The sequence below is a fragment of the Pseudomonas kermanshahensis genome (genome assembly GCF_014269205.2).
GTDB lineage: Bacteria > Pseudomonadota > Gammaproteobacteria > Pseudomonadales > Pseudomonadaceae > Aquipseudomonas > Aquipseudomonas kermanshahensis.
In genome coordinates this window covers 1,790,293-1,815,871 of the sequence record NZ_JABWRY020000001.1, presented here as the reverse complement: position 1 = coordinate 1,815,871, position 25,579 = coordinate 1,790,293, and the positions used below count along the sequence as shown (strand labels likewise).

General features: G+C 60.9%; 37 protein-coding genes and 1 tRNA gene. 19 read left to right on the top strand and 19 right to left on the bottom strand.

Annotation, left to right across the window (positions count from 1 at the left end; translation table 11 throughout):
• Nucleotides 1-334: 334 nt before the first annotated feature.
• The 12 genes from HU764_RS08455 (at nt 335) to HU764_RS08400 (ending at nt 6,239) form a co-directional block, all read left to right on the top strand.
• The gene (locus HU764_RS08455) at nt 335-586 is read left to right on the top strand and encodes a hypothetical protein (RefSeq protein WP_225935625.1); all 252 of its coding nucleotides are present in this window, start codon (nt 335-337) and stop codon (nt 584-586) included.
• On the top strand, nt 583-993 hold the full coding sequence (locus tag HU764_RS08450; RefSeq protein ID WP_186703266.1) for a DUF551 domain-containing protein: 411 nt from the start codon (nt 583-585) through the stop codon (nt 991-993). The genes HU764_RS08455 and HU764_RS08450 overlap by 4 nt, the downstream gene beginning before the upstream one ends.
• Before the next feature lie 20 nt (nt 994-1,013).
• On the top strand, nt 1,014-1,427 hold the full coding sequence (locus HU764_RS08445; RefSeq protein ID WP_186703267.1) for a hypothetical protein: 414 nt from the start codon (nt 1,014-1,016) through the stop codon (nt 1,425-1,427).
• Nucleotides 1,424-1,615 carry a hypothetical protein gene (locus HU764_RS08440; RefSeq protein ID WP_186703268.1) on the top strand — a complete coding sequence of 64 codons (192 nt, stop codon included), beginning with the start codon at nt 1,424-1,426 and terminating at the stop codon, nt 1,613-1,615. The genes HU764_RS08445 and HU764_RS08440 overlap by 4 nt, the downstream gene beginning before the upstream one ends.
• Complete coding sequence (locus HU764_RS08435; protein WP_186703269.1) at nt 1,612-1,827, top strand: hypothetical protein; 216 nt, start codon at nt 1,612-1,614, stop codon at nt 1,825-1,827. The genes HU764_RS08440 and HU764_RS08435 overlap by 4 nt, the downstream gene beginning before the upstream one ends.
• Entirely contained in the window at nt 1,824-2,150 is a 327-nt protein-coding gene (locus HU764_RS08430; RefSeq protein ID WP_186703270.1) for a J domain-containing protein, read from the top strand. Before HU764_RS08435 ends, HU764_RS08430 begins: the two co-directional genes overlap by 4 nt.
• A 157-nt stretch (nt 2,151-2,307) precedes the next feature.
• On the top strand, nt 2,308-3,432 hold the full coding sequence (locus HU764_RS08425) for a hypothetical protein (protein WP_186703271.1): 1,125 nt from the start codon (nt 2,308-2,310) through the stop codon (nt 3,430-3,432).
• A 10-nt stretch (nt 3,433-3,442) separates the two neighbouring features.
• Nucleotides 3,443-4,204, top strand: coding sequence for an ERF family protein (locus HU764_RS08420; protein WP_186703272.1), 762 nt, complete (start codon nt 3,443-3,445; stop codon nt 4,202-4,204).
• Complete coding sequence (locus HU764_RS08415; RefSeq protein WP_061302626.1) at nt 4,188-4,805, top strand: lambda exonuclease family protein; 618 nt, start codon at nt 4,188-4,190, stop codon at nt 4,803-4,805. The genes HU764_RS08420 and HU764_RS08415 overlap by 17 nt, the downstream gene beginning before the upstream one ends.
• A gap of 7 nt (nt 4,806-4,812) precedes the next feature.
• Complete coding sequence (locus HU764_RS08410; RefSeq protein WP_186703273.1) at nt 4,813-5,340, top strand: hypothetical protein; 528 nt, start codon at nt 4,813-4,815, stop codon at nt 5,338-5,340.
• 238 nt (nt 5,341-5,578) lie between these two features.
• Nucleotides 5,579-5,926 carry a DUF7740 domain-containing protein gene (locus HU764_RS08405; RefSeq protein ID WP_186703274.1) on the top strand — a complete coding sequence of 116 codons (348 nt, stop codon included), beginning with the start codon at nt 5,579-5,581 and terminating at the stop codon, nt 5,924-5,926.
• On the top strand, nt 5,901-6,239 hold the full coding sequence (locus tag HU764_RS08400) for a hypothetical protein (RefSeq protein WP_186703275.1): 339 nt from the start codon (nt 5,901-5,903) through the stop codon (nt 6,237-6,239). The genes HU764_RS08405 and HU764_RS08400 overlap by 26 nt, the downstream gene beginning before the upstream one ends.
• A 1-nt stretch (nt 6,240) precedes the next feature.
• Here HU764_RS08400 and HU764_RS08395 read toward each other — a convergent pair whose 3' ends face one another.
• Nucleotides 6,241-6,717 carry a hypothetical protein gene (locus tag HU764_RS08395; RefSeq protein WP_186703276.1) on the bottom strand — a complete coding sequence of 159 codons (477 nt, stop codon included), beginning with the start codon at nt 6,715-6,717 and terminating at the stop codon, nt 6,241-6,243.
• Nucleotides 6,718-6,831: 114 nt separating this feature from the next.
• On the opposite strand from HU764_RS08395, the gene HU764_RS08390 reads away from it, so the two are divergent.
• Together HU764_RS08390 and HU764_RS08385 are read left to right on the top strand one after the other, a co-directional pair.
• Nucleotides 6,832-7,383 (top strand): hypothetical protein, encoded by a 552-nt coding sequence (locus tag HU764_RS08390; protein WP_186703277.1) that lies wholly within the window; start codon nt 6,832-6,834, stop codon nt 7,381-7,383.
• A gap of 14 nt (nt 7,384-7,397) precedes the next feature.
• The gene (locus HU764_RS08385) at nt 7,398-7,811 is read left to right on the top strand and encodes a hypothetical protein (RefSeq protein WP_186703278.1); all 414 of its coding nucleotides are present in this window, start codon (nt 7,398-7,400) and stop codon (nt 7,809-7,811) included.
• A 51-nt stretch (nt 7,812-7,862) separates the two neighbouring features.
• On the opposite strand, the gene HU764_RS08380 is transcribed toward HU764_RS08385, so the two are convergent.
• Nucleotides 7,863-8,255 (bottom strand): hypothetical protein, encoded by a 393-nt coding sequence (locus HU764_RS08380; RefSeq protein ID WP_186703279.1) that lies wholly within the window; start codon nt 8,253-8,255, stop codon nt 7,863-7,865.
• Nucleotides 8,256-8,323: 68 nt separating this feature from the next.
• On the opposite strand from HU764_RS08380, the gene HU764_RS08375 reads away from it, so the two are divergent.
• Nucleotides 8,324-10,258 carry a DNA cytosine methyltransferase gene (locus HU764_RS08375; RefSeq protein WP_186703280.1) on the top strand — a complete coding sequence of 645 codons (1,935 nt, stop codon included), beginning with the start codon at nt 8,324-8,326 and terminating at the stop codon, nt 10,256-10,258.
• Here the strand turns inward: HU764_RS08375 and HU764_RS08370 are convergent.
• Nucleotides 10,255-10,437, bottom strand: a complete 183-nt coding sequence (locus tag HU764_RS08370; protein ID WP_186703281.1) for a hypothetical protein — start codon at nt 10,435-10,437, stop codon at nt 10,255-10,257. The two genes, HU764_RS08375 and HU764_RS08370, sit on opposite strands and share 4 nt — an antisense overlap.
• Before the next feature lie 69 nt (nt 10,438-10,506).
• On the opposite strand from HU764_RS08370, the gene HU764_RS08365 reads away from it, so the two are divergent.
• Entirely contained in the window at nt 10,507-11,181 is a 675-nt protein-coding gene (locus tag HU764_RS08365) for a DUF3850 domain-containing protein (protein ID WP_186703282.1), read from the top strand.
• Nucleotides 11,182-11,240: 59 nt separating this feature from the next.
• Here HU764_RS08365 and HU764_RS08360 read toward each other — a convergent pair whose 3' ends face one another.
• The 11 genes from HU764_RS08360 to thrS all read right to left on the bottom strand — a co-directional run bounded on the left by HU764_RS08360 (nt 11,241) and on the right by thrS (nt 20,222).
• On the bottom strand, nt 11,241-11,456 hold the full coding sequence (locus HU764_RS08360) for a hypothetical protein (protein WP_086975761.1): 216 nt from the start codon (nt 11,454-11,456) through the stop codon (nt 11,241-11,243).
• 26 nt (nt 11,457-11,482) lie between these two features.
• Nucleotides 11,483-11,785, bottom strand: a complete 303-nt coding sequence (locus HU764_RS27595) for a hypothetical protein (RefSeq protein WP_225935624.1) — start codon at nt 11,783-11,785, stop codon at nt 11,483-11,485.
• A gap of 962 nt (nt 11,786-12,747) precedes the next feature.
• A tRNA-Pro gene (locus tag HU764_RS08355) sits at nt 12,748-12,824 on the bottom strand.
• 99 nt (nt 12,825-12,923) lie between these two features.
• Complete coding sequence (locus HU764_RS08350; RefSeq protein WP_008100384.1) at nt 12,924-13,280, bottom strand: MerR family transcriptional regulator; 357 nt, start codon at nt 13,278-13,280, stop codon at nt 12,924-12,926.
• Nucleotides 13,261-13,563 carry an integration host factor subunit alpha gene (ihfA, locus tag HU764_RS08345; RefSeq protein ID WP_003250679.1) on the bottom strand — a complete coding sequence of 101 codons (303 nt, stop codon included), beginning with the start codon at nt 13,561-13,563 and terminating at the stop codon, nt 13,261-13,263. The genes HU764_RS08350 and ihfA overlap by 20 nt, the downstream gene beginning before the upstream one ends.
• A 4-nt stretch (nt 13,564-13,567) precedes the next feature.
• Entirely contained in the window at nt 13,568-15,949 is a 2,382-nt protein-coding gene (pheT, locus tag HU764_RS08340) for a phenylalanine--tRNA ligase subunit beta (RefSeq protein WP_186703283.1), read from the bottom strand.
• A gap of 33 nt (nt 15,950-15,982) precedes the next feature.
• A complete protein-coding gene (gene pheS / locus HU764_RS08335; RefSeq protein ID WP_027596148.1) occupies nt 15,983-16,999 on the bottom strand; it encodes a phenylalanine--tRNA ligase subunit alpha in 1,017 nt (338 codons plus the stop codon).
• 109 nt (nt 17,000-17,108) lie between these two features.
• Nucleotides 17,109-17,465, bottom strand: coding sequence for a 50S ribosomal protein L20 (gene rplT, locus HU764_RS08330; protein ID WP_003250671.1), 357 nt, complete (start codon nt 17,463-17,465; stop codon nt 17,109-17,111).
• Between the two features lie 28 nt (nt 17,466-17,493).
• On the bottom strand, nt 17,494-17,688 hold the full coding sequence (rpmI, locus tag HU764_RS08325) for a 50S ribosomal protein L35 (protein WP_008100408.1): 195 nt from the start codon (nt 17,686-17,688) through the stop codon (nt 17,494-17,496).
• Between the two features lie 60 nt (nt 17,689-17,748).
• Nucleotides 17,749-18,300, bottom strand: a complete 552-nt coding sequence (gene infC, locus HU764_RS08320) for a translation initiation factor IF-3 (protein WP_016487884.1) — start codon at nt 18,298-18,300, stop codon at nt 17,749-17,751.
• Nucleotides 18,300-20,222, bottom strand: coding sequence for a threonine--tRNA ligase (thrS, locus tag HU764_RS08315; RefSeq protein WP_186679974.1), 1,923 nt, complete (start codon nt 20,220-20,222; stop codon nt 18,300-18,302). Before thrS ends, infC begins: the two co-directional genes overlap by 1 nt.
• A 334-nt stretch (nt 20,223-20,556) precedes the next feature.
• Here thrS and HU764_RS08310 point away from each other — a divergent pair, with 334 nt between their 5' ends.
• Together HU764_RS08310 and HU764_RS08305 are read left to right on the top strand one after the other, a co-directional pair.
• Complete coding sequence (locus HU764_RS08310; protein ID WP_099454632.1) at nt 20,557-20,859, top strand: hypothetical protein; 303 nt, start codon at nt 20,557-20,559, stop codon at nt 20,857-20,859.
• A 162-nt stretch (nt 20,860-21,021) separates the two neighbouring features.
• Complete coding sequence (locus HU764_RS08305; RefSeq protein ID WP_027596145.1) at nt 21,022-21,234, top strand: cold-shock protein; 213 nt, start codon at nt 21,022-21,024, stop codon at nt 21,232-21,234.
• A 61-nt stretch (nt 21,235-21,295) separates the two neighbouring features.
• Here the strand turns inward: HU764_RS08305 and HU764_RS08300 are convergent, their stop codons facing one another.
• Nucleotides 21,296-21,613 (bottom strand): I78 family peptidase inhibitor, encoded by a 318-nt coding sequence (locus tag HU764_RS08300; protein WP_027596144.1) that lies wholly within the window; start codon nt 21,611-21,613, stop codon nt 21,296-21,298.
• A gap of 288 nt (nt 21,614-21,901) precedes the next feature.
• On the opposite strand from HU764_RS08300, the gene HU764_RS08295 reads away from it, so the two are divergent.
• A complete protein-coding gene (locus HU764_RS08295; RefSeq protein WP_027596143.1) occupies nt 21,902-22,114 on the top strand; it encodes a hypothetical protein in 213 nt (70 codons plus the stop codon).
• On the opposite strand, the gene HU764_RS08290 is transcribed toward HU764_RS08295, so the two are convergent.
• The 4 genes from HU764_RS08290 to HU764_RS08275 form a co-directional block, all read right to left on the bottom strand.
• Complete coding sequence (locus HU764_RS08290; RefSeq protein WP_186703284.1) at nt 22,086-23,090, bottom strand: nucleoside hydrolase; 1,005 nt, start codon at nt 23,088-23,090, stop codon at nt 22,086-22,088. The two genes, HU764_RS08295 and HU764_RS08290, sit on opposite strands and share 29 nt — an antisense overlap.
• 152 nt (nt 23,091-23,242) lie before the next feature.
• Nucleotides 23,243-23,641, bottom strand: coding sequence for a D-ribose pyranase (gene rbsD, locus HU764_RS08285; RefSeq protein WP_027596141.1), 399 nt, complete (start codon nt 23,639-23,641; stop codon nt 23,243-23,245).
• Complete coding sequence (gene rbsK, locus HU764_RS08280) at nt 23,638-24,546, bottom strand: ribokinase (RefSeq protein WP_186703285.1); 909 nt, start codon at nt 24,544-24,546, stop codon at nt 23,638-23,640. The genes rbsD and rbsK overlap by 4 nt, the downstream gene beginning before the upstream one ends.
• 9 nt (nt 24,547-24,555) lie before the next feature.
• Entirely contained in the window at nt 24,556-25,578 is a 1,023-nt protein-coding gene (locus tag HU764_RS08275; protein WP_186703286.1) for a LacI family DNA-binding transcriptional regulator, read from the bottom strand.
• Nucleotide 25,579 lies beyond the last annotated feature (1 nt).

The following is a 25,579-nucleotide window of genomic DNA, read 5'->3' as shown; positions in this document are numbered from 1 at the left end:
TGACTAGTACCGAGGACCGAGGCTTAGCTCGCCATCCGCGGAGGATGGAGGTCGCTCTAGTGAGCCCGGCTACCAGATAACACTCCGATGCAGAGAAGCGCCCAGCTCAGGGCGCGGTTACCGAAGCACCTGTGGACGTCCCTTCCCTCGCACTGGGGGTAAACGAATTGCGCCGCTGGATGGGTCCACGCCAAGCCAGCTGCCGGGATAGCGCCCGGCCTCTGCATCCCTTTCCCTTCAATTCGACCGCATCGGCAGGCGCCAGGCCACCTTTAACGGTGGGTTTGGTCACCCGCGCCTGGCTCCTGGCCAATGCGGTCCTGAGGATCACCTAATGAGCGGAATGAGCGTTTCCGGCCAGGTCATGGTTCAGGAGCCTTCAGGCAGCGGCTTTTCGGCCCATGTCTACCCAACACGCCTTGATGCGGCCATTCAGTTGCTGCGCGTGATGATTCGCCGCGCAGCTGACGAGCAGCAGGCCATGGCCCAAATCGAAAATGCCGTAGCCGAGCTGATTAGCGAGGAGCGACATGATTTAGATATGGAAATGGCAACCGAGCGCCGCCGCCGTGGAGAAGAGCCATGAGCGCCCCTATCGATGTGAAGCAGAACCCTGACGGATCGTGGACTGCCAAAGGCGGCACATCCCTCACAGTCGTGAGCGTAACCGCCGTGACAGAGCACAAGGCCGTGGCAGGCCATGCCGTTGCGATAACTGCGCTCCTGTCGCAGGGAAAGGACTGGATCAAGTGCGAAGACGCCAAACCAGCTGATGGCCAGGTGGTCGTGGTGTGGCGCAAGTGGCCGAACTGGAACTGCTTCGCTGCCGAGCTGGACTGCTGGCAGGCGGATTCGAGCGATACCGAAGGCGGCGCGTGGTACGAGGCCGAGGAATCCTGCCAGCACATTGAAACCTGTGCTGACGGTCCCGGCGAAGTCGCCAGGCCGATCACCACCCACTGGCACCCGCTGCCAGCCGATCCCACCGAGTAACCCACCACCAGGAGGCGACCATGGGCGCACTTCGAGCAGCACAGTTTGAGTACGACAACCGCCTTCCAGGCGAGCATCCGGACGATGTGCCGGAGCGCCTGTGGGTCGACGATGGCATCGCTGAGCTGATGGCGCGCCGCGACGTTGTGTTTCAGCGTCGGATGCGCCCGAAGCAGGGTGTCACCTATGAGCGCTTCGCCCAGGCGGTGGATGAGTTCGTGATGGGCCAGCTGGGCCTGAATGGCATCAGCAACTCAGTGCTGGGCCGCCTGGTTCTGGCGGCGCGCTGCAAAGTCACCAGTGATGCGGCAGCGGCAGCCGACGAGATCCTGAGCGTGGCCAACCCTGAGTCGGCGCTGGAAGAGATCGCCCGCCAGCTGCTTACCCCCTTGGCTAAAGAAGGAGTGCTGGCCCAGGCCGAGGACTCGCAATGAGCCCCCACGTTCTGCTCGACAACGAACTGGAGGCGCTGGCCGACCCATCCACCCCGGTTAGCTGGTCCGTGATGATCCAGAAGCAGCTCACCGAAATGATGGCCGACCAGCGCATCACCATCGAAGAGTTCAACCACTACTGCGGGCGCCTCAACAAGATCGTTGATGGGCGCAAGGAGGTTGCATGACTACGCCGATCTTTCCATCGATCATCGACGACCAGGTGGCCGAGGTCACCCAAGCCGTGCCAGACGACCGCATCCTGCTGGTGTTCAAGGGCCTGACCATGGAGGACGCCATGAATCAGGCGCGCCTGGCTCACATCGAGAACCCTGCGGCCTGGTCGGGCCGGGCCTACCTCTGCGGCATTTGCACGCTGGCCTATGAGGTGCGGGCATGAGCTACTCACGGACCGACTACTACGCCGAAGGGCTTGCGGAGGCCTTTGAAGAGCGCGGTGTTGCCGCGACGCCAGAGCAGATCCGTGCCATCGCAGAAGATGTGACTGGCTGGGCTGAGAGCGTCGGCATGGCATTCCACACGCCTGCAGGCGACCCACGCGATAGCGAACTGGGTGATCTTCGCAAGCAGCTGGAGCGCGAGCGCAACAAAGTCACCTGCACGACGTGCAAAGGGTCAGGAACCCTTCATTTCTCAGGCCCCTATCACGGCTCTACGAGCAGCTGCCACAAGTGCAATGGCGCAGGTAGACACGACCCATGACCGGTTACCAGCGTGCACGCCGCATTGCCACCTGGCGCGGCAGCTTCATCGCCCTCACCTTCTGCACCGGCTGGCTCCTCCTGAGCGCCCTGGCCGGCACCATCACACAGTAACCACTTAATCAGCGCCCACCGCATGGATGGCGCGGGAGATTCGCATGTCCGCACAACAGCAACTGATCACGATCGAGCAGATCAGCGAAGAGAACGCTCCAGCCATCTACGTGGCCGGCGGCCTGAAGCAATTCATCGACCTGGTGAAGGCCGAGGTCGAAGGCGAAGTGCCCGACCTGACCACCCGCAAGGGCCGCGAACGCATCGCCAGCCTGGCCGCCAAGGTGAGCAAGTCCAAGACCGCTGTCGAGAAGCCGGGCCGCGACTACCTGCGCCGGCTCAAGGAAATGCCGAAGGTGGTCGAGGCCGAGCTGCGCGAGTTCGTGACCAAGATGGACACGCTGCGGGACGAGACGCGTCGGCCGCTGACCGAGTGGGAAGCCGCCGAGGATGCGCGCATCGATCGCCACAACGACCGCCTGAACTGGCTGAAGACTCTGGCCGACGACCTAGGCGAACTGAACTCCCTGCAACTCAAAGGCCTGATTGCCGAAGCCGAAGGCATGCAGCTGGGGGCTCACTGGGAGGAATTCGAGGCCGAGGCGGCAAACGCCAAGGACAAGGTCCTGACCACCCTGCGCGCAGCTTTACAGAAACGCGAGCAGTTCGAGGCCGAGCAAGCCGAACTGGCCCGCCTGCGCCGAGAGGCAGAAGATCGCGCTGAGCAGGACCGAATCAGGCTGGCACAAGAGGCTGCGGTCGAGGCAGAGCGCCAGCGTGTGGCCCAGGCACAGCAGGCCGAGCGTGAAGCCGCCGCCCGCCGCGAGCAAGAGCTGATCGACCAGGCCGCCGCCCAAGAGCGGGAAGCCGAGAACCAACGGCTGCAGCTCAAGTTGCAGGCCGAGCAAGCCGAGCGCGCCAGGGAGCAGGCCGAAGCTGATCGAGTTGCTACCGAACAGCGGATGGAGCAGGAGCGCCAGGCCGCCGCCCGCCGGCAAGAAGAAGCTGCCGAGCAAGCGCGCCAGGAAGAGCGCCGCCGCGCTGATGCCGCTGCCGCCGAGATCCTCCGCCAGCAAGAGGCCCGTGAGCGCGACAAGGCGCACCGGGCCAGCATCAACCGCGCCGCACTGGAGGCCTTCGTCGCCGGCGGCATGACCGAGGAATTCGCCAAACAGGCGATCACCTTGATCGCCCAGCGCAAGATCCCGAACATCGCCATTTCCTACTGAGGCACAGACCATGAGCAGCACGATCATTGTGCCGGAGCAGCGCCGCCAAATGGCCGCGCCCGCCCAGGCCGACAGCAGCATCCTGGCCGTAATCAGCCGGGCAGCCACCGACCCCACCTGCGACATCGACAAGCTTGAGCGCCTGATGGCGATGCACGAGCGCATGCAGGCCCGTGACGCCGAGGCTGAGTTCAACGCTGCCATGGCAGCCATGCAGAGCGACATTCCAAGCATTGCCGAGCGCGGTGCCATCGTCGTGAATGGCCAGAAGCGCAGCGACTATGCAACCTTTGAGGACATCAACGACGTCATCAAGCCCATCATGCAGGCCCACGGGTTCGCGATCACCTTCAAGGTCGAGAATACGCCGGGCGGCTTGAGCGTAACCGGCATCCTGATGCACAGGGCCGGGCACCGCGAAAGCACCACCATGCTGCTCCCGCTCGACACCAGCGGCAGCAAGAACGCTGTCCAGGCGGTCGGGTCGTCCACCAGCTACGGCAAGCGCTACGTCATGAGCGCCCTGCTGAACCTCACGACCAGGGGTGAGGACGACGACGGCCACGCAGCCGTGCCAACGGCGAACGTCACTAGCGTGCAGGCGGCCGGCATCAGCGCCCTGCTCGATCGCTGCACCCAGAAGACCCGCGACTGGTTCACTGGCGAATACGGTTCGGCCGAATTCGTGCCGAAGGGTCGCCACGACATCCTGGTCGCGCAATTGAACAAGGCCATCAGGGCCGCGGAGGCCGCAAATGCAGATCATCAGTGATGTCGAGCAAGGCACTCAGGCCTGGCTGGACCTGCGCCTGGGCATCATCACCTGCAGCGAGCTGGATTGCCTGCTGGTGAACGGCAAGGGCGAGGCAGGTTTTGGCGCCGGCGCCTTCACCTACATGAACACCCTGATCGGTGAGCGCATCACCGGTGAGGCAGCTGATCCCTTCACCGGCAATCGCCATACCGAGCGCGGCCACGAACTGGAAGGCACCGCCCGGGGCCTGTACTGCGACCGCGAGGACGTCCAGACCCACCAGGTGGGGATCATCTTGAACCATGGCATTGGCTACTCACCAGACGCCCTAGTCGGCGACAACGGCCTGACCGAGATCAAGACCAAGCTGCCGAAGCTGCAGGTCGACGTGATCCTGGGCGGCGAGATCCCGAAAGAGCATGTCGCCCAGTGCCAGGGCGGCTTGTGGGTGTCCGAGCGCGAGTGGATCGACTTCATCTGCTACTGGCCGGGCATGCCGCTGTTCGTGAAGCGCGCCTACCGGGATGAGGCGATGATCCGCAAGCTGTCGGAGCGCGTGAAAACCTTCTACGAAATCCTCGACGAGCGCATGAATCGCGTGCTCGGAATCGCAGCATGAGGTGAGCATGAACCCATCAATCGACCTGGAGGCCGCCAAAGCGGCCTTCTTCGCATCTGGCGGTCAGCTTGTTGTGCTGGAGGGCTTTACCTACCGGCCACTGCCGGAGCGTAAACATCCAAAGCCCAAGCACAAGCGGGCCAAGCCAACTGAGCACAAGACAGAAAGCCAGCATAAAAGCCGTGCCAGGGCCCGCGCCGAAAAGGTTGCCGAACTCGCCAAGACCATGACCTGTGGCGAGGTCGCGAAACTCCTCGGAGAAACCAAGAGCGCGCTATGGGGTGTGGCGGCACGCGAAGGCTTCAAGTTCGCCAGCCCGCCACGACAGCCCAAGCCGGTGAAAGACCCCGTCGCCCAAGAAAAGGCAGACCGGGATCTCGCAGATCAGATCATTGCTCTGCGCGACTGTGGCATGTCCCGCTGTCGAGCCACGGCAAAGCTTGGCATCGGAAATCGCAAGCTGGAGCGAATTCTGGCGGCTTTCGGGATCAACTTTCCACTGCAAAGGCACGGGGGTACGCCATGCCAAGAGTGAAGCCTGAAAAAATCCACCCACTCCCCTATTACCAAGGCCGGACCGCTCGTGCTGCCGGTCGCTGCCGGGCGTATCAGCCTCACCCCGAGATGTCGGTCGACAGCGCCTGGTGGCTCGGCGGCTGGCACGACTGCGACATGGAGTTATCGCATGAACCGAAGAATCAGCCGATCGCTGCAACTGCACAGGCGGCGTGAGCAGTTCAACCTTCCCCCAAGCGGCCTGCAGGAGGTCGAGCATGGCACCACTTTTCGACGCATCGATGCGCAAGCCGGTGCGAAAGCTGTACAACACCCGCAGCGGCGGCCAGTACCGGCCTGATGACGTAGCCCTGGCCTTTGCACTGAGCCTGCGCGTGCACGACAGCGCCGACCACCTGCGCAGGCTGGCCCGGCGCCTGGTCGACAAGGTCTGCCTGGAGCACCAGCCGAACATGAAGCGCCTATCCCGCGAGCCGGACGACGCCAAGGTGTTCGACGCGGCGCTCAAGATCATCAACCGGGTATGCGACCTGCTCGACATAGGGCCTGGCACCCGATTTGTGCGTAATGGAGGCGATGATGGCTCTGACGCAGCAGCAGCGTAATGACAACGCTGAGCGGAAGCGCATCAAGTTCGATGAGAAGGCGCTGAGGCACCGGGTACGCCCGGGCATCCATCAGGCGATGGGCCGGATCTGCGAGCGATCCAAAGGCATGCAGATAAACGAGGTGCTTCAGATGGCGATCCTGAAGATGGACGCCATGCCCGACGATGAACTTAACAAATTCCTGATGGTGCGCCACGAAATCCTACTTAGTGAAGATGTGGTGCAGGCCTTTTACGACCTCAGTGTGAGGTCGATTCTTTCAAATCCAGACCGCGACGAGGAGGACGAGATCGAGAGGCCAGCGGCATGAACTACTTCCGTTCGTGCCTATGCGAAACCCAGTAGGCCCAGACACGCTGGGCGGTATCCCCAAGCTCGTGAAGACCGCCGATCTTGTCTGTGTAAGTCCAGGAGGGCATCTTGTTTTGCCCAGGACGGTCATATTCCCTGCCACGATCGCGAAGCTCGTATGTCTGCAGACGTTTTGCGGGATGCTTGACGTCGTTCACCAGAAGGCGACACACCTCTAGAGCTTCACCGGCTTTGCAATCGGCGCCCTTGACCGCCTCAATAACATCAAGGGGGCTCTTGTACCCGCGCATTTTCGCAACCTTGTCCGTCATGTGATTCATGAAGAACATGCAGGTCAGAAGACGACGGTAAATCACCATGAAACGATCGCGATCAACTGGTTCGTCTCTCTGATATTCGCGCCAGAACTCTTCAAATGCGGGCCCGACGAGGTCTCGGAAATAGCCGCGCGCATCATTTAATGAGATCTCGCCCAAAACAAACTCCTTGTACCCGGCCCTATTGCCGGTCACCCGTAATACCCCATACCAAACCAAATTGCCACCATGCCGCATCCGGCCACGGAGGGCGGCGCATGCCTGGAGTTCAGCATGAGCTACTTCTACAAGACCGAATCGCCAAAGGTCCTGGCCGCCGTGCGCGCCTGGGACGAGAAGAAAGCAGCCTGGAACGCCCAGCGCGAGAAGCTAGGCCAAGCCTTTGGCGCCGATGCCTCGCCGATGTACAGCGGCTCCCGCAACTACGTCGGCGGCATCAAGCTCAGCGCCAGCCGCGAGCTGGATGTGCATTGGTGCCGCCCTGACGAATACGGCTACCGCTCTCTGCGCCGGGCGCCCAAGCATGCCAAGGGCACGGACAAAGAGGTGCGCGCGGCAGAGAAGGCTGAGCACCAGCGCCTGGAAGATCTCTGGAAAGCACATTGCCCGGACGATATCGACCGCGACGAAATGTGGGAGGCCATCGGCGTCGAGCGCGGCGGCATCTGGCTCAGTGGCGGGGTGTGCTTCACCTATGGCGATACCGTGTACCTGAACCTGGGCAGCAAGGCCGCTGACGGCGATGTCGACGGCCTGGTTGAGATAGTCAGCAGCGAGTACGAAGCCGCCCGCCAGCGTGTGCTCAACCAGCGCAAAGCAGCCTGATCAAGGACCGACCAATGAACAATTACAACTGCGACTACGTTCGCCGCCATTACGGCGTGCCGGCCGAGGTCGGGCGCCGGGTGATCGCTAACGGCGAGCCCGGAATCATCATGGCCGACCGTGGCCACTACGTCGGCGTCATCCTCGACAGCGACCCGAAGAAGCGCATTCGCAACTACCACCCCACCTGGGAGATGCAGTACGGCGAAATGGCCGAGAAGCTGCCGCTCAAGCAGTGGGAAGTACTCACCAACGGCATGTACGACTGGGACGACGTGAAGTACATGCTGGGCGATGCCCGCCATTACGTGCAGCGCGTCTGGGCAGCGACCCGCAGTCAGGCCAAATACCGGGCCTATCAGGAACTGGCCGAGTGCTTCAACGATGACGCGACCGCCATGCTGACCTTCAAGGTGCGCGCCGTCTGACTCCGCGCTGCCCGCCAGCGCCTTCCCCTATTCAACGATAACGCCGCAAGATCAAGGCGTGTCGATGTCTAGGATCAGCAGCAGCCGCAAGGCGTCATCAAGCGAAGTGATCCTGACCGACCAATGATCGGCCTGCGCTGTATCGGTGAAACTGTCCGGGAATTGAGATCGCAGATGAGCCGACCGGTACCGGTCTGTCCGGGTCACCGGCGGTCGCCATTGGAATGTCAGCCATGCTCTGGCAACCATGAGCGCGAACCAGCACTCACCGTCGACCTCAATGCCTACCGACCTGACTTCACCTTGATCCTTACGGGCACAGGTGACGCCATCGGCGCAGGCGAACCTCCCAACCAGGAGAGCAAAAGCTTCTCTAGCCTCACCATCGGTGATGTATCGGTAGAAGTCGCACGTCCATTCGGTGCTCGCTCCAGCTTTTAGCATGTGAAGCCCTCCGCAAGAACCTCAACTCTAGACCAAAACAAATCACGCCACCCCGGCGAGGACCGCCCATGTCTGCATTTCAGAAAAAGAACCCCCTCGACTTCAAAACCCAGTACGGCCTTGGCTTCGATCCGCAAGACGATGAGATCGTGGTCGACTTCTTCTGCGGTGGTGGCGGTGCCGGTACCGGGCTGGAGATGGGCCTGCGCAGGCCGGTGACAGTGGCCAAGAATCACAGCCCGGCGGCCATCAGCATGCACACCGCCAACCACCCAGCTGCGCGCCACTTCACAACTGACGTTTTCGAAGGCGACCCCGACGAGGAATGCCAGGGCCGGCCGGTCGGCTGGTTCCACATGAGCCCCGACTGCACCCACCACAGCCAGGCCGCCGGCGGCCAGCCGCGCAAGCGCGAGATCCGCAACCTTTCGTGGATCGGCCTGAAGTGGGCTGGAATGAAGAATCCCCGGGTGATCAGCCTGGAGAACGTGAAGCAAATTTTGCAGTGGGGCCCACTGATCGCTAAGCGCGACAAGGCCACCGGCCGGGTGATGAAGCTGGACGGCACTGTGGCGGTATCGGGCGAACGTGTGCCGGTGCACCAACAGTTCCTGGTCCCAAACCCTAAGCGCCGGGGGATTACCTGGCGCCGCTTCGTGCAACTTCTCGAAGGCATGGGCTACCAGGTGGAGTGGCGCATTATCAAGGCCTGTGACTTCGGTGCCCCAACCAGCCGCGAGCGCCTTTTCATGATCGCCCGCTGCGACGGCCAGCCAATCGTGTGGCCAGAGCCGACCCACGCCAAGAACCCAGTCAAGGGCCAGCAGAAGTGGCGAACCGCTGCCGACTGCATTGATTGGAGCGTGCCGAGCAAAAGCATCTTTGGCCGCAAGAAGGAGTTGGCGGCCGCAACGCTGCGCCGGGTGGCCAAGGGCATGAAGAAGTTCGTGTTGGACAATCCGCAGCCATTCATTGTGCCGATCGCTAACTGGTCAGGAGAGTTGGCCCAGTCTGCCAACGAACCTCTGCGCACGGTCACCTCGTGGCCACGCGGCGGATCATTCGCCGTGGCCAGCCCTACCCTGGTGCAGACCGGATACGGCGAGCGTGCCGGCCAACAGCCGCGAGTTCCAGGCCTGGATCAGCCGTTGGGCACAGTCGTCGCCGGCGGCGTGAAGCATGCGCTGTCGAGCGCGGTGATTCTGCAAGCAACCCATCAGGGCACTGTCCGGGTGAACGACCCGGGTGAACCGCTACCCACGGTTACCGCCGCCAACCGCGGGGAGCTGATGATGGCCAGCCCGGTGATGATCGGGGCAGGTGGGCCGGTGTACGCCGGCAAGCCAGCGCCAGCCGACCAACCCATGGGCACGCTGATGACGCAGAACCACCGAGCGCTGGTCACCGCCTTCATGGAGCAGGCCAATGGCGGCTTCAATACCACGCCAGGCCGTAGCATGGATGACCCCATGAGTACCGTCACCAACACGGGTAGCCAGCAGCGCCTGGTAACGGCCAGCCTGGCCACGCTGCGCCGCAACTGCGTGGGCCGCGCAGTGGATGACCCGGTGGCGACCATGACAGCCGGCGCCGAGCATCACGCCCTGGTCGAGTACAAGCTGTCGCCAGAACATGAAGAAGGCGCCCTGCGCGTCGCGGCGTTCCTTATCAGCTACTACGGCACTGAAAACACCAGTGCCGCAGACGCGCCAGCGCCGACAATCACTACCAAGGACCGCCTGGGCCTGGTCACTGTCTTCGTGAAGGGTGCCCCGTATGTGATCGTCGACATCTGCCTGCGCATGCTACAGCCGCACGAGCTCTACCGCGCCCAAGGCTTCCCGGCCAGTTACATCATCGACAAGGGCGCCGACGGCAAGCCGTTCACCAAGACTGAGCAGGTGCACATGTGCGGCAACAGCGTCAGCCCGCCGCCTATGGCTGCGCTGGCCCGGGCAAACGATCCGTGGCGCACATCTGTTCGGCAGGCGGCAGCGGCCTAGTCCTCGACCAGTCGGAACTGCATTTCTACCGGACCGCCGGGGGCACGGGACTCCATCACCGCAAAATGCTTAGCCCCGCATTGCTGGCAGTAGAAAACCTCCCGGTCCAGTGCCTCATCGTGCTGCAAATCGACGTCCGTTTCTTTCTCACAGTTCTGGCAGATGAATTTCGTAGTCATCTCCAACCCTCCTCAACCCACGACACAATTCAGCGTAGCCGGGCTTTGGCCTGGCTCCGAGGTATCCCCATGCCCACAGAAAACCGATCCAGCAACACCGAGATGGTCAGCGCGCCCCGCGAGCACGAACTGAAGATTCGACAGACCCCGCTGGCGGACCTGCTCAGCGGCCTGAAGACGGGCGAGATCCGGGACTGCTCAGATCGTGAGTTCGCCGTCGGCGACACCGTTCTGCTCCGCGAGATCGACGATGGCCGGGACTACACCGGCACGGTTGCACGCCGGACTATCACCCATGTGCAAAAGCATTACGGCCTGCCCGACCACTTGTGCGTGCTGAGCTACGGCCAGCAAGCCCCGCAGCCCCACCCCGAGCCTATAGCCTGGATGGTTGGTACTGCCTTCTGGTGGACCAAAGAAGAGGCAGAGAGGGATGCGGCGGCGACTGGGCTGGCGATGGTCCCTGTTGGGCCGTTGGTATCCATCCCTGACGGATACTGCCTGATGCCCAAGCGGCTCACCGCCGAGAATGGAGCCAAAGCCCTGTTGCTTGGCGAGTTCAGGCTGGAGGTAACCCGCGAATGCCCTGAATGCCTCGAACTGGACGAGCCAGCAGAGGGCTGCGAGATCTGCAATGGCGAGGGTGAATATGCTCAGCGCCACACGATCCCGTGGGAGAAGATCAAGTTCATCTACAGCGAGGCCGTGAAGGGTCTCGCTCTCCAGCCGCACGCTATCCTGTAGCGAAAATGCAGGCAGGAGCACATCTGTACTCCTGCCATGAAATGGGATCTATGCGCCACCTAATGTAACTCCAAGGTCTCCGCAGCACGATTCAGGACTGCAACGGTACCTAGCGCCTGGTCGTTATCCACCCAGCTCCACGAGCCGTGACCCAAGATGCCGCCAATGGCTACGAGTCGCAGGTCTTCCGGGTCAACCCCCAACTGGTCCGCTGCCGCAAGTACTGAGAGCAACGCTTGCTCAAGCTGAATTTCCACTTCGTTGGCTGATGACATTGGTCTGTCCTCCGAACGTCCTGCCGCTACCTTCTTGCCAAAGCTGACGTAGATTTGGTGGAAGATGGCTCACAAGCGAATCCGCGAGCACGTCCCACACCCCAAGCCAGCGCTCTGGTCATTGACTCTCCGGGCCGGGAGTCGAAAGCCTGTTCGTACAATGCAATACCTGATTGAGCATAGACACCGATGAACATCTGCGTGTTGCCTGTGCGAGATAACCTGACTTGCACATCAATCTGAGTGCCATCGTCAAGGATCTCGTCATGGGAGCGGTGGTGAAGACTCGGGTCTGCCCAATCCCAATACGCTTGTCCTCGAGTTCTCATAAGTCCTCCGTTAAATTTGATCTGGTATTCCTTACTAGAAACCAAAAATAACGAAGATATCCTGACAGACAAGCCGAAATCGCAAAATTGAGAACTGAAACTGACAATCGGCTAAAAGCTGTACATTTTTTATATTCTTGTATAATTTTCTCCGAAATCTTCACAAGTCGTCGCTTATAGTTCTAGCGAAATGCATCCAGTCCTCAAAGGCTTTGCGTTGAGACTCGAGATCTTCACTCCAGCAAAACTTTGCGCCATGGCTGTACGCCACACGATTCATGAGCAACGAAGTCGTCTTATCAAGCTCCTTTAGGAGCTGATATGCACGATATTTCTGGTCGGCATTAAGCATTTAATTTTTCCTCATAACGCGCGCAGCCCACTTTCGTTTAAGTAGGGTCTTGCTGGCCGTCTGCCATATAGACCATCAAACCCCCTGGCTTATTCCCAAAGAAAGCTGAATTCATCAGCTTAAGGAAACGTCATGCCTGAAGAATCAAGCTGATCCAACGTGTGGCAGTCGAGCGCGACCAAGACGGATGGTGGAGCCACCCCGACGAGCCAGACTTCGACGAGGACTACGCCGCCTTCAAAGCCTGGCTTGCTCAGCAGGGTCTGGAGCTGAAGCAGTGGCACATGGACTCGGATACTCGGACTGGATAAGCCAGCCTTGTTGTCGCCCTAAAAACTGCATTGATCAGACCGCCACGCGGTCATTGTCAGCAGCCGATAGACGCATCCTGAAAGGCGTACACCACCTGGTAACACCTGATTTTCACGCGAAACCCTGAGTAAGCACTTGGCTGAAGGTCAGACAATCTAAGAGGAACCAATAACAAGCCAACAAACTCAAGAGATTTCGCGGTGGGGCAAAAAGTGGGGCAAAAATGAATTCACCGCAAAAAACCATAGCCATAAAAAAATCCAGTCACCGTTAAGTGACTGGATTCTTTGGAGTTTTTTGGTCGGGACGGAGTGATTCGAACACTCGACCCCTTGCACCCCATGCAAGTGCGCTACCGGGCTGCGCTACGCCCCGACTCTATTCTCGATACCGCTGAGAACGTTGAAGAATCTACCCTAACCTTTTGATAAATGAAAGCTTTTTCTCAAAAAAAATTCCATTCGTCGGAGCGGATCACTTCTTCAACACCACCAACACATCCTCCAACTCAACAATCATCTGCCGAATCAGTTGCTTGTACTGGCTTGACTCATCCTTCACCTCATCACTGGAGAGCCGCAACCGCGCCCCGCCAATGGTGAACCCCTGGTCATACAGCAGCGCTCGAATCTGGCGGATCATCAGCACGTCCTGCCGCTGGTAATACCGCCGATTCCCCCGCCGCTTCACGGGGTTCAACTGAGGGAACTCCTGCTCCCAATACCGCAGTACGTGCGGCTTTACCGCGCAAAGCTCGCTGACTTCACCAATGGTGAAGTAGCGTTTGCCCGGTATGGGGGGCAGTTCGTCGTTATGGCTTGGTTCCAGCATAGGCCTCAACCCGGGCCTTCAACTTCTGCCCTGGACGAAAGGTGACGACGCGGCGAGCGGTGATCGGGATCTCTTCCCCTGTCTTGGGGTTGCGGCCCGGCCGCTGGCGTTTGTCGCGAAGGTCGAAGTTGCCGAAACCGGACAGCTTGACCTGCTCGTTCTCTTCAAGTGCGTGCCGAATTTCTTCGAAAAACAGCTCGACCAACTCCTTGGCCTCACGCTTGTTAAGCCCCAGCTCCTCGTACAGCCTTTCGGCCATCTCAGCTTTCGTCAGAGCACCCATGCCGTTATTTCCTTAACGTGGTGTTCAACCTTTGTTCGAGCGAGGTGAGGATATTTTGCAGGGTAACGTTCACCTCATCGTCGTTAAGAGTGCGCGATGGATGCTGCCAGGTCAAGCCGACGGCCAGGCTTTTTCTATCAGGATCAATGCCTTTACCTTGGTAGACATCAAACAGCCTGAGGTCTGTGAGCCATTCGCCTGCATTGTCACGAATTAATTCAAGCACCGCGTTAGAAGCTACATCACGTCCTGCAATCAACGCCAGGTCACGACGGGTTTCTGGGAACTTGGACAGTTCGCTGAACTTCGGCAGGCGGCCTTCGACCACCTCACCCAATACCAGCTCGAACAGGAACACCGGGCGATCCAGGCCCAGAGCTTTGGCAAGCTCGGGGTGAATGGCGCCGAGGTGGCCGACGGGCTTGCCGTCGCGTTCGATGAGGGCGGTTTGGCCTGGGTGCAGGGCGGGGTGTTTGCCGGCGCTGAAGGTGAAGTCGCTCAGCGCGCCAGAGTAACCCAGCAGGGCTTCCACGTCGGCTTTGACGTCGAAGAAGTCGATGCCGTCGCGGCCGTTGGCCCAGCCTTCTGGCAGGCGGCTGCCGGTGACGACGCCAGCGATCATCGGTTGCTGCTCGAGGTTACCGAGCTGGCCGACGAAGCGCAGGCCGCTTTCGAACAGGCGTACGCGGTCTTGCTGGCGGTTGAGGTTGTGCTGCAGCGCCTTGACCAGGCCCGGCCACAGGGACGCGCGCATGGCGGCCATGTCGCTGGAGATGGGGTTGGCCAGCAGCAGCGGCTCGACGCCAGGGGTGAACAGCTCGAACAACTTCGGGTCGATGAAGCTGTAGGTGATGGCTTCCTGGTAGCCGCGGGCGACCAGCAGGCGGCGCAGGTTCGGCAAGTCACCGCGGGTTTCCGGCTTGCCCTGGGGCGCGAGGCGCGCCTGTGGGTAGCGGACCGGCAGGTTGTTGTAGCCGTACAGGCGGGCCAGCTCTTCGATCAGGTCGACTTCCAGGCTGATGTCGAAGCGGTGGCTTGGGACGTTGATGGTCCACTGCCCTGCCCCGTTCGCCGTGGTGGTCAGCTCCAGGGCGTTGAGCAGTTGCTCGACCTGGGCGGCTTCCAGCTCCATGCCAAGCATCTGGGTGATGCGTTCGGCGCGCAGTGTTACCGGGGCGACGTTCGGCAGGTGCTGTTCGCTGACGGCTTCGACGATCGGGCCGGCTTCGCCGCCGACGATTTCCAGGATCAGCGCGGTGGCGCGTTCCATGGCTTCGCGGGCCAGCTGCGAGTCGACGCCGCGCTCGTAGCGGTGCGAGGCATCGGTGTGCAGGCCGTAGGAACGGGCCTTGCCAGCAACGGAGATCGGCTCGAAGAAAGCGCTCTCGAGGAACAGGTCGCGGGTTTTTTCGGTGTTGACGCCGCTGTGCTCACCACCCATGACGCCAGCAATGGCCAGGGCGCGGGTGTGGTCGGCGATGACCAGGGTATCGGCACGCAGGGCGACTTCCTGGCCGTCGAGCAGGACGAGTTTTTCGCCCTCTTCGGCCATGCGGACGCGGATGCCGCCGTTGATTTCGGCAAGGTCGAAGGCGTGCATCGGCTGGCCGAGTTCGAGCATCACGTAGTTGGTGATGTCGACGGCGGCGTCGATGCTGCGCACGTCACTGCGGCGCAGGCGTTCGACCATCCACAGCGGGGTCGGCTTGGACAGGTCGACGTTGCGGATAACGCGGCCCAGGTAGCGTGGGCAGGCAGCCGGGGCAGTCACTTCGACCGGGCGCACTTCGTCGTGGGCAGCCGGTACAGCCGGGACGACTGGGCGGGTGACCGGGACGTTGTACAGGGCGCTGACATCGCGGGCCAGGCCGGCCAGGGACAGGCAGTCGCCGCGGTTCGGGGTCAGGCCGATTTCGATGCTGGCGTCGTCCAGGCTCAGGTACTGGCGAATGTCTTCGCCAACCGGGGCGTCATCCGCCAGTTCCAGCAGGCCGTCGTTTTCTTCGCTGATCTGCAGCTCGGCCGCCGAGCACAGCATGCCGAACGACTCGACGCCGCGCAGCTTGGCCTTCTTGATCTTGAAGTCACCTGGCAGTTCGGCACCGATCATGGCGAACGGGATCTTGATGCCCGGGCGCGCATTGGGGGCGCCGCAGACGACCTGGAAGGTTTCCTGGCCGTTGCTGACCTGGCAGACGCGCAGCTTGTCGGCGTCCGGGTGTTGCTCGGTGGCGAGGATTTCGCCCACGACGATGCCGCTGAACTGGCCGGCAGCGGGGGTCACGCTGTCGACTTCGAGGCCGGCCATGGACAGGCGGGCGACCAGTTCGTCACGGGAGACTTGCGGGTTTACCCAACCGCGCAGCCACTGTTCACTGAATTTCATGCTGTTCTCCTGAAAGTTGCGTCGGGCATTGACCTAGCGGAATTGCGCGAGGAAGCGCAGGTCGTTGTCGAAGAACAGACGCAAATCGTTGACGCCATAGCGCAGCATGGCCAAGCGCTCGGCGCCCATGCCGAAGGCGAAGCCCTGGAATTCTTCAGGGTCGATGCCGGACATGCGCAGCACGTTCGGGTGGACCATGCCGCAGCCCATGACTTCGAGCCAGCCGGTCTGCTTGCAGACGCGGCAGCCTTTGCCAGAACACATCACGCACTGGATGTCGACTTCAGCGGACGGCTCGGTGAAGGGGAAGAACGACGGGCGGAAGCGCACAGCCAGTTCTTTTTCGAAGAAGACGCGCAGGAATTCTTCGATGGTGCCCTTGAGGTCGGCGAAGTTGATATCGCGATCGATCAGCAGGCCTTCGACCTGGTGGAACATCGGCGAGTGGGTGATATCCGAGTCGCAGCGGTAGACGCGGCCCGGGCAGACAATGCGAATGGGCGGCTGGCTGGACTCCATGGTCCGCACCTGCACCGGCGAGGTGTGGGTGCGCAGCAGCATGTTGGCATTGAAATAGAAGGTGTCGTGCATCGCCCGCGCCGGGTGGTGGCCGGGGATGTTGAGCGCTTCGAAGTTGTGGTAATCGTCTTCGACCTCTGGGCCTTCGGCAATGCCGTAGCCGATGTGGGTGAAGAACTGCTCGATGCGCTCGAGTGTACGGGTAATCGGGTGCAGGCCACCGGTGGTCTGGCCACGGCCTGGCAGGGTCACGTCAATGCATTCGGCAGCCAGGCGAGCGCTGAGCTCGGCTTCTTCATAGGCGGCCTTGCGTGCGTTGAGCACCTCGGTGACGCGTTCCTTGGCATCGTTGATCAGCGCGCCGACTTTTGGCCGCTCTTCGGCTGGCAGGTTGCCCAGGGTCTTCATCACCTGGGTCAGCTCGCCTTTCTTGCCGAGATATTGAACCCGGATCTGTTCCAGGGCATTGATGTCTTCAGCGCGCTCTACGGCCTCAAGGGCTTGCGAGACCAGCGCATCCAGGTTTTCCATGTACAGACTCCAGATACGAAAATAGGGGAAGAGCTTTGAAGGCTCTTCCCCTATCGATGACGTTCAATGCCCGGCGACGCTAGCGCCGCCGGGTGATTGTCGCGGGTACTTAAGCCAGAACGGCTTTAGCTTTCTCGACAATCGCAGCAAACGCCGCTTTTTCGTTCACTGCCAGATCGGCCAGAACCTTACGGTCGATTTCGATCGACGCCTTTTTCAGGCCAGCAATCAGACGGCTGTAAGACAGACCGTTGGTGCGGGCACCGGCGTTGATACGAGCGATCCACAGTGCGCGGAACTGACGCTTCTTCTGGCGACGGTCACGGTAGGCGTATTGACCGGCCTTGATGACAGCCTGCTTGGCTACGCGGAATACGCGCGAGCGTGCACCGTAGTAACCTTTAGCCAGTTTCAGAATTTTTTTGTGACGCTTACGAGCGATAACGCCGCGCTTTACACGAGCCATGAGTAACTTCCTCTATCTTTGACCAGAATTAACGAACGCGCAGCATGCGCGCGACTTTCGCGACGTCAGACGGGTGCAGCAAGCTGCTACCACGCAGTTGACGCTTACGCTTGGTCGACATTTTGGTCAGGATGTGGCTCTTGAAAGCGTGCTTGTGCTTGAAGCCCGAAGCTGTTTTCAGGAAACGCTTCGCAGCACCGCTCTTGGTTTTCATTTTTGGCATGTTGGAACTCCGCATTCGATAAAATTACACATAATCATCAGGCCTGCCGTGCCCGGGAGATTACTTCTTTTTCTTGGGGGCGATGACCATCATAAGCTGGCGTCCTTCCATCTTAGGATGCTGCTCAACGGTGCCGTATTCAAGCAGGTCATTTTCAACCCGCTTCAACAGCTCCATGCCCAGCTCCTGGTGGGCCATCTCACGACCACGGAATCTCAGAGAGATCTTGGCCTTGTCCCCATCGGTAAGGAAACGTACCAGGTTGCGTAGTTTTACCTGGTAATCCCCATCCTCCGTCCCTGGACGAAACTTGATTTCTTTGATCTGGATCTGCTTCTGGTTTTTCTTGGCTTCGTTAGCCTGCTTCTTCTTTTCGAAGAGGTGCTTGCCGTAGTCCATGACCTTGCAGACCGGCGGTACCGCGTCTGCAGAGATTTCCACCAGATCCAGCTTCGCTTCATCAGCGATACGCAGCGCTTCATCAATCGAGACGATGCCAACCTGCTCGCCGTCTGCGCCAATTAACCGAACCTCGCGGGCCGAGATATTCTCGTTGATCGGGGCCTTCGGTACAGCACGTTTATCGTTTCTCATTTCACGCTTAATAGTCATTACTCCGATTCTTGGCGACCACGCCGGGAAACCGCTTGTGTCAGGAGCTCAGCGAATTGCGCGACGGGCATGGAGCCCAGGTCTGCGCCTTCGCGAGTACGCACAGCGACGGTTTGCGTTTCGACTTCGCGGTCCCCTATAACCAAAAGGTACGGGACCTTGAGCAAAGTATGCTCGCGGATTTTAAAGCCGATCTTCTCATTTCTCAAGTCCGACTTGGCACGGAAACCGCTACCGTTCAGAGATTTCTCAACCTCAAGGGCGAAATCGGCCTGTTTGTCGGTGATATTCATGACCACTGCCTGGGTCGGCGCCAGCCATGCCGGGAACACACCCGCGTAATGCTCGATGAGCATGCCGATGAAGCGTTCGAACGAACCGAGGATGGCGCGGTGCAGCATTACCGGGCGCTTGCGGCTATTGTCTTCGGCGATGTAGCTGGCGTCCAGACGCTCTGGCAGGTTCGGATCGTACTGCAGGGTACCACACTGCCAGTTACGGCCGAGGCAGTCGCGCAGGGTAAATTCGATCTTCGGACCGTAGAACGCGCCCTCGCCCGGCTGGTATTCCCACTCCAGGCCAGACTCGTTCAGGGCATCGGCCAGGGCGCCTTCGGCGCGGTCCCACAGCTCTTCAGAGCCCACGCGCTTGGCTGGGCGGGTCGAGAGCTTCATGGCGATGTCACTGAAACCGAAGTCCTTGTAGACGTCCAGGGTCAGCTTGATGAAGTCGGCGGCTTCTTTCTTCACCTGATCTTCGGTGCAGAAGATGTGCGCGTCGTCCTGGGTGAAGCCACGCACACGCATGATGCCGTGCAGGGCGCCGGACGGCTCATTACGGTGGCAAGCACCGAACTCGGCCAGGCGCATCGGCAGGTCGCGGTACGACTTCAGGCCCTGGTTGAACACCTGCACGTGGCACGGGCAGTTCATCGGCTTGACCGCGTAGTCACGGTTTTCCGACGACGTGGTGAACATGTTCTCGGCGTAGTTGGACCAGTGGCCGGAACGCTCCCACAGAATACGGTCAACGACCTGCGGGGTCTTGATTTCGAGGTAGTTGTTATCGCGCTGAACCTTGCGCATGTACTGCTCGAGCACCTGATAGACGGTCCAGCCGTCCGGGTGCCAGAACACCATGCCTGGGGCTTCCTCCTGCAGGTGGAAGAGGTCGAGCTGCTTGCCGATCTTGCGGTGGTCGCGTTTTTCGGCTTCTTCGATGCGCTGGATATAGGCGGCCAGCTGCTTCTTGTCAGCCCAGGCGGTGCCGTAGACGCGTTGCAGCTGCTCGTTCTTGGCATCGCCGCGCCAGTAGGCGCCGGACAGCTTGGTCAGCTTGAATGCCTTGAGGAAGCGCGTGTTCGGCACGTGCGGGCCACGGCACATGTCGACGTATTCTTCGTGGTAGTACAGGCCCATGGCCTGTTCATCCGGCATGTCTTCGACCAGGCGCAGCTTGTAATCTTCGCCACGGGCCTTGAACACGTCGATGACTTCGGCGCGCGGGGTCATCTTCTTGACGACGTCGTAATCCTTCTCGATCAGCTGCAGCATGCGCTTTTCGATGGCGGCCATGTCTTCTGGGGTGAAGGGGCGCTCATAGGCGATGTCGTAATAGAAGCCTTCGTCGATCACCGGGCCGATCACCATCTTGGCGGTCGGGTACAGCTGTTTCACCGCGTGGCCGATCAAGTGGGCGCACGAGTGACGAATGATCTCCAGTCCCTCTTCATCTTTAGGGGTGATGATCTGCAGGGTGGCGTCGTGGGTGATCAGGTCGCAGGCGTCGACCAGCTTGCCGTCGACCTTGCCGGCCAAGGTGGCCTTGGCCAGGCCGGCACCAATAGAGGCGGCGACTTCAGCTACGGATACGGCGTGATCAAACGAACGTTGACTGCCATCGGGAAGAGTAATAGTTGGCATGGCGCCTCCTCTCCTAGTGGTGACCCCTACCAAAGGTCACGTGGGTTGGGATGAGCCAGTACAAGATCCGCGCTGTCTTTCTCAAGAGAAAGCCTGCCTCACAGTGGCAGAAGCCTTTCGGCTTACCAGGGGCGAACCAGAGTGACTGGAAGGTAAAAAACAGGTGAGCTGCACGTTGTCAGCTACAAGCCGAGCATGCTAGCACGCGGGGTTGGGCACGATGCAGAAATATTTGGAAATTACACAACCGGGGTGAACTTACACGGAAAAATTCCTATCAGACTTTGGGAAGCATCCTACTCTTGATGAGACCTAAACCAAGGAGTGTCTGGTTATGAGATTTCCGTCTCTTCTGGCCCTGAGCGTTGCTGGCGCCCTGCTGCTGCCGGTTGCGGCCAACGCGGGTTCGTTCCCGGCTGGCGCGAAGCAAAACTACATGTCCCAGTGCACCAAGGTCGCCTCTGGCCAGGGCCTGGACGCCAAGGCGGCGCAGCAGCACTGCACCTGTGGCGCAACAGCTATCGAAAAGAACTTCAGCGATGAAGAGATCAAGGACCTGAACAGCAGTGATGGCGTGGACGCCAAACTGATGCAGAAAGCTCAAACGGTTGTTAAGCAAGCATGCACGAAGGGCTGAAACCATAAAGCCGGGGTTCGCCACCCATTGTTTGCGCTGGATCAACATCTGGCGAACGTAAAAGGCGCTAGATGCGCAGAATTAGACTATGATGTTGCCGGTGCTTCGGAGCCTCGGCAACATCGCACCACTGAAAAAATCAAATGTCTGGAGATTCACCCCATGTCCAATCGCCAAAACGGCACCGTCAAATGGTTCAATGATGAAAAAGGCTACGGCTTCATCACCCCACAAAGCGGCGGCGACGACCTCTTCGTACACTTCAAGGCCATCGAATCTGACGGCTTCAAGAGCCTGAAAGAAGGCCAGGCTGTTTCCTTCGTGGCCGAGAAAGGCCAGAAAGGCATGCAGGCTGCACAGGTTCGTCCGGAGTAATTCGGACAGCTGTAAAAAAACCCGCCCTAGTGGCGGGTTTTTTTATGGGGCTTGCAAAGGCTTAGCCGCAGTTGACGCGGGTTACCACACCTTGCTCATCCACATTCAGGTTAAGGCGCTCGGAGCGGTACTCCAGGGTCACCACGTCGTGCGGCTTGAGAATACGCGCCATCTGCGAACCACTGGCCTTGCGGGCCTGCTCCAGCAGGTCTGGGCTGCCCGGCTTGCCAATGGCAAAATCGGCACCGCTGGCTTCGCAGCGACCGTCGTTGCCTGCCGGTGCGGCAGGCGCACTGCCCGCAGAATTGCCACCGGTACTGCAACCAGCCAGCACAGCAGCCACCGCCAGGGTCGCCAGGTAAGCACGGGTACGGAACATGAATCCTCCTAAAATCGATCTGGGCACTGTCTGATCCGACAGCTGCGCGCATTGTTTGTTGCAAAACCGCACAAGTCTGCCTGAACATGCCGGTGGAGGCGAAATGCAATCGTGACTGGATTTTGCACAATACGCTTGGTTTGCCGCGCAAAGCTTTTTATTCTTATGTCGCAGAGTCATTGACGCAAAGGCATGATTTACTGCAAGAAGTGGAGCGCGCCGTGCCTCCCTCGAACATCAGGATCCGGTGTTCGCCCCTTCGTCCCAGGCCCCCAGTGAGAGCCTTTCATGAGCAGCCACAGCATCGACGCCGATATCAAGGTCAAATGGGCGGAGGGCCAGAGTGCCTACAGCCCCAGCACGCCGGAGGAGTTGCTACTGATTGCCATCGACCTGCTGGTGCGCGACCGCGGCAGCGAAGCGGCGCGCAGCTTTATGGACCAAGCGTTCGAGCGCTTCGCCAGGCATTCCCCTATTGCAATCGAGCCAGGCGCGCGCTGAGCAGGTCGAAAAAGCCCTGAGCATCCCCCTCCTCTACCCACATGACGTTGGCGGGCTGTTTCAGCACGCCATACCAGTCGGCGATGGTCTGGCCAAAGGTCGGGCCCTCGCGGCTGTCGATGACCATGTGAATGCGTCGCCCACTGAACAGCTCGGGTTTTAGCAGGTAGGCAATGACACTGGCGTCGTGCACCGGGCCGCCAGGCATGCCGTACAGGTCCATGTCGTGGGTGATGTAGGCATTGAGAATATCCACGACCCGCTTGCTGGCCTGGTTGTTGACCGCCGCGAGTTGCTTGAGGCGTGCTTCGCTGGTCAGCAGCTTGTGGGTGACGTCCAGCGGCAGGTAAGTCAGTTGTACGCCACTGGCCAGCACCACCTCGGCGGCATGCGGGTCGGCGTACAGGTTGAATTCGGCTGCAGGGGTGATGTTGCCGCCGTTGAAATGGGCGCCGCCCATGACCACGACTTCTTTGATGCCTTGGGCGATCTCCGGGCGCTGGATAAGCGCCAGGGCCAGGTTGGTCTGTGGGCCGAGCATGGCCAGGGTGATGCTGTGAGGTTGTGCGCTGCCGAGAGTGTCGACCAGGTATTGCACGGCATTGCCTTGGGCCAGCGGCTTTTGCGGCGCGTGGACTTGCACACCGGTCAGGCCTTCTTCGCCATGCACTTCGGCGGCGTAGATGGGCGTGCGCACCAGCGGGCGGCCGGCCCCGGCGTACACGGGGATGTCTTCACGGCCAGCCCATTCGCGGGCCAGGCGGGCGTTGCGTGAGGTTTTATCGAGGCGCACGTTGCCGGCCACGGTGGTGATGGCGCGGATGTTCAGCTCATCGGGCGAGGCCATGGCCAGGAACAGCGCGACCACGTCGTCGGCACCGGGGTCGGTGTCGATGATCAGATCGCGCGGGGCGGCCTGGAGGGTGGTGGTGGCTGCGGCCATGAGGGTGAGTCCTTGTAACAGCGGTTTGAGCATGGGGCACTCCTGTTGCCTTGGTTAAAGGTTGCGGGGCCGCTTTGCGGCCCAATCGCCGGCAAGCCAGCTCCTACAGAGATTGTGAATACTTCGGCAAACTGCACAGGACCTGTGGGAGCCGGCTTGCCGGCGATCGAGGGCAGCGCCCTCGGCTAAAAGGTCACCCCGGATATCAGGGCAATGTTGCTGTACGGCTGGCACTCCCCCGTGCGCACCACGGCACGCGCACTGCGTGACAGCACTTTGAATTCCTCATGGCTCATCCACTCCCGCTTGCCCAGCTTACCGCGCAAGCGCTCAATCTCAACCAGCCCGGGCGGTACCACTTTCTGCATTTCCTCAGCCAGCACATGCCGCTCAACCTGCATCTCGCTCAACACCACCCGCAGCACACTGGCAAAGTCCGGTATGCCCGGCGTCAGCGCCAGGTCGATCAGCTCGACGCCAGGCGGCACCGGAAGCCCGGCATCGCCAATCACCAGAATGTCGCCATGCCCCAACCCGGCAATGGTCCGTGACAGGGCGATATTGAGCAGCGCGGTCTTTTTCATGGCTGCAACTCCGAGAGGTAGGGAATCGACGGCTGCGCCCCCACGCGAGTGACCGACAATGCGGCGGCGCGCTGGCCGAAAGCGATTGCCTCGCCCTCCTCCAGGCCCCGCACCAAAGCTGCGGCAAAACCACCTACGAAAGTGTCGCCAGCGGCCGTGGTGTCCACCGGCTGCACCACCGGCGCAGGGAAGTGCTGATGGCCCTGCGCGGTCACCAACAGGGCGCCTTGGGCGCCGAGGGTGATGATCACTTTGCCAGCGCCCAGTTGCAGCAATCGCTCACCGGCGCGCAGGGCGCTGCCCTGGTCGGTGACAGTGATACCGGTCAGTGCTTCGGCCTCGCTTTCGTTTGGGGTCAGGTAGTCGATATGGCCAAACCAGGTTGAGGGCAGCGGGCCTGTAGCAGGCGCCGGATTGAGGATGACACGCTTGCCCAGTTCGTGCCCCCTGGCCAAGGCCCAGGCCACGGTTTCGGCCGGCACTTCCAACTGACAGATGATGACGTCGGCCGCCTGCAGCAACTTGTCGAAGCGCTGCACCGACTGCGGCGTTAGCAGGCCATTACCACCCGGGATGATGACGATGCAGTTCTGGCTGGCGGCGTCGACGGTGATCAGCGCCACACCGCTGGAAACCCCTTGGCACACGCTCACCGCCTGGCAATCAACGCCTTCGCGCTCCAGCGCCTTGCGCAGTTGCTGGCCATAGGCGTCATCGCCGACGTTGCCCACCATCGCCACACTGCCACCCAACCGTGCCACCGCCACCGCCTGGTTGGCGCCCTTGCCGCCGGGCGCCGTGAAAAACGCCTCGCCAGGTAAGGTTTCGCCCGCCCGTGGCAAACGCTGGGCGCGGGCGACCAAGTCCATATTGAGGCTACCGACCACCACTACCTTGGCATGCATAAGCGCTCCTTAGCGGTAATCATTGAACAGGTCCGGGCGTGGCCCGGTGGACTCGCGCTGCACGATGCGCGGGGCGACGATGCGCTGCTCTGCCGAACCCTGCCGAGGCGTGGCTATGCGCGATAGCAGCAACGCGGCGGCGTTTTCGCCCAGCTCGCGGATCGACTGGCCCACGGTGGTCAGCGGCGGGTAGACGTAACGGCTGAGCTCGATGTCATCGAAGCCAATCACCGACAGTTCACCCGGTACGTTGATGTTGCGCTCGGCGGCGGCGCGCAGCACGCCAAAGCCGATCATGTCGTTACCGGCGAAGATCGCCGTCGGCCGGTTGCCGTCCAGCAACTGTGCGGCCGCGCCGTGGCCGCCTGGGCTGGTGAAATCGCAATGCAGCACGCGGCTGGGCTCCGCCTCTACCCCCGCCTCTTGCAGCGCCCGACGGAAACCGGCCAGGCGCAGTTGGCTGACACCGGTTTCGGCCGGGCCGCCGATGTAGGCGATGTCGCGATGGCCAAACTCAAGCAGGTGCCGGGTGGCCAGGTAAGCGCCGTGCTCGTGGTCGATGCGCACCAGGTCGGCGTCGACGCCGTCCAGCTCGCGGTCGACGATGACCATGGGTGTGCGCACGCAGGCCAGGCTTTGCAACAGGTCGCTGTCTTCACCTACAGACGCTACTACCAAGCCATCGATGCGTTTTTCCAGCAGCACACGCAGGTAGCTGCGCTGCTTTTGCGGGTTGTCGTCGGAGTTGCACAGGATCACGCAGTAGCCGTTGCGTTCGCAGGCGTCTTCGATCCCTCGGGCCAGTTCGGCGAAGTACGGGTTGACGCTGTTGGGCACCAGCAAGCCGATGGTGGCAGTGCTGCGCGCCTTGAGCGAGCGCGCCACCGCGCTGGGTACGTAGTCGAGCTCGACGATGGCGGCCTCGACCTTGAGCCGCACCTGTTCACTGACAGGGCGGGTCTTGTTCAACACATGGGACACGGTGGTGTAAGAAATACCCGCCAGTGCCGCGACGTCTTTAATGGTTGCCATG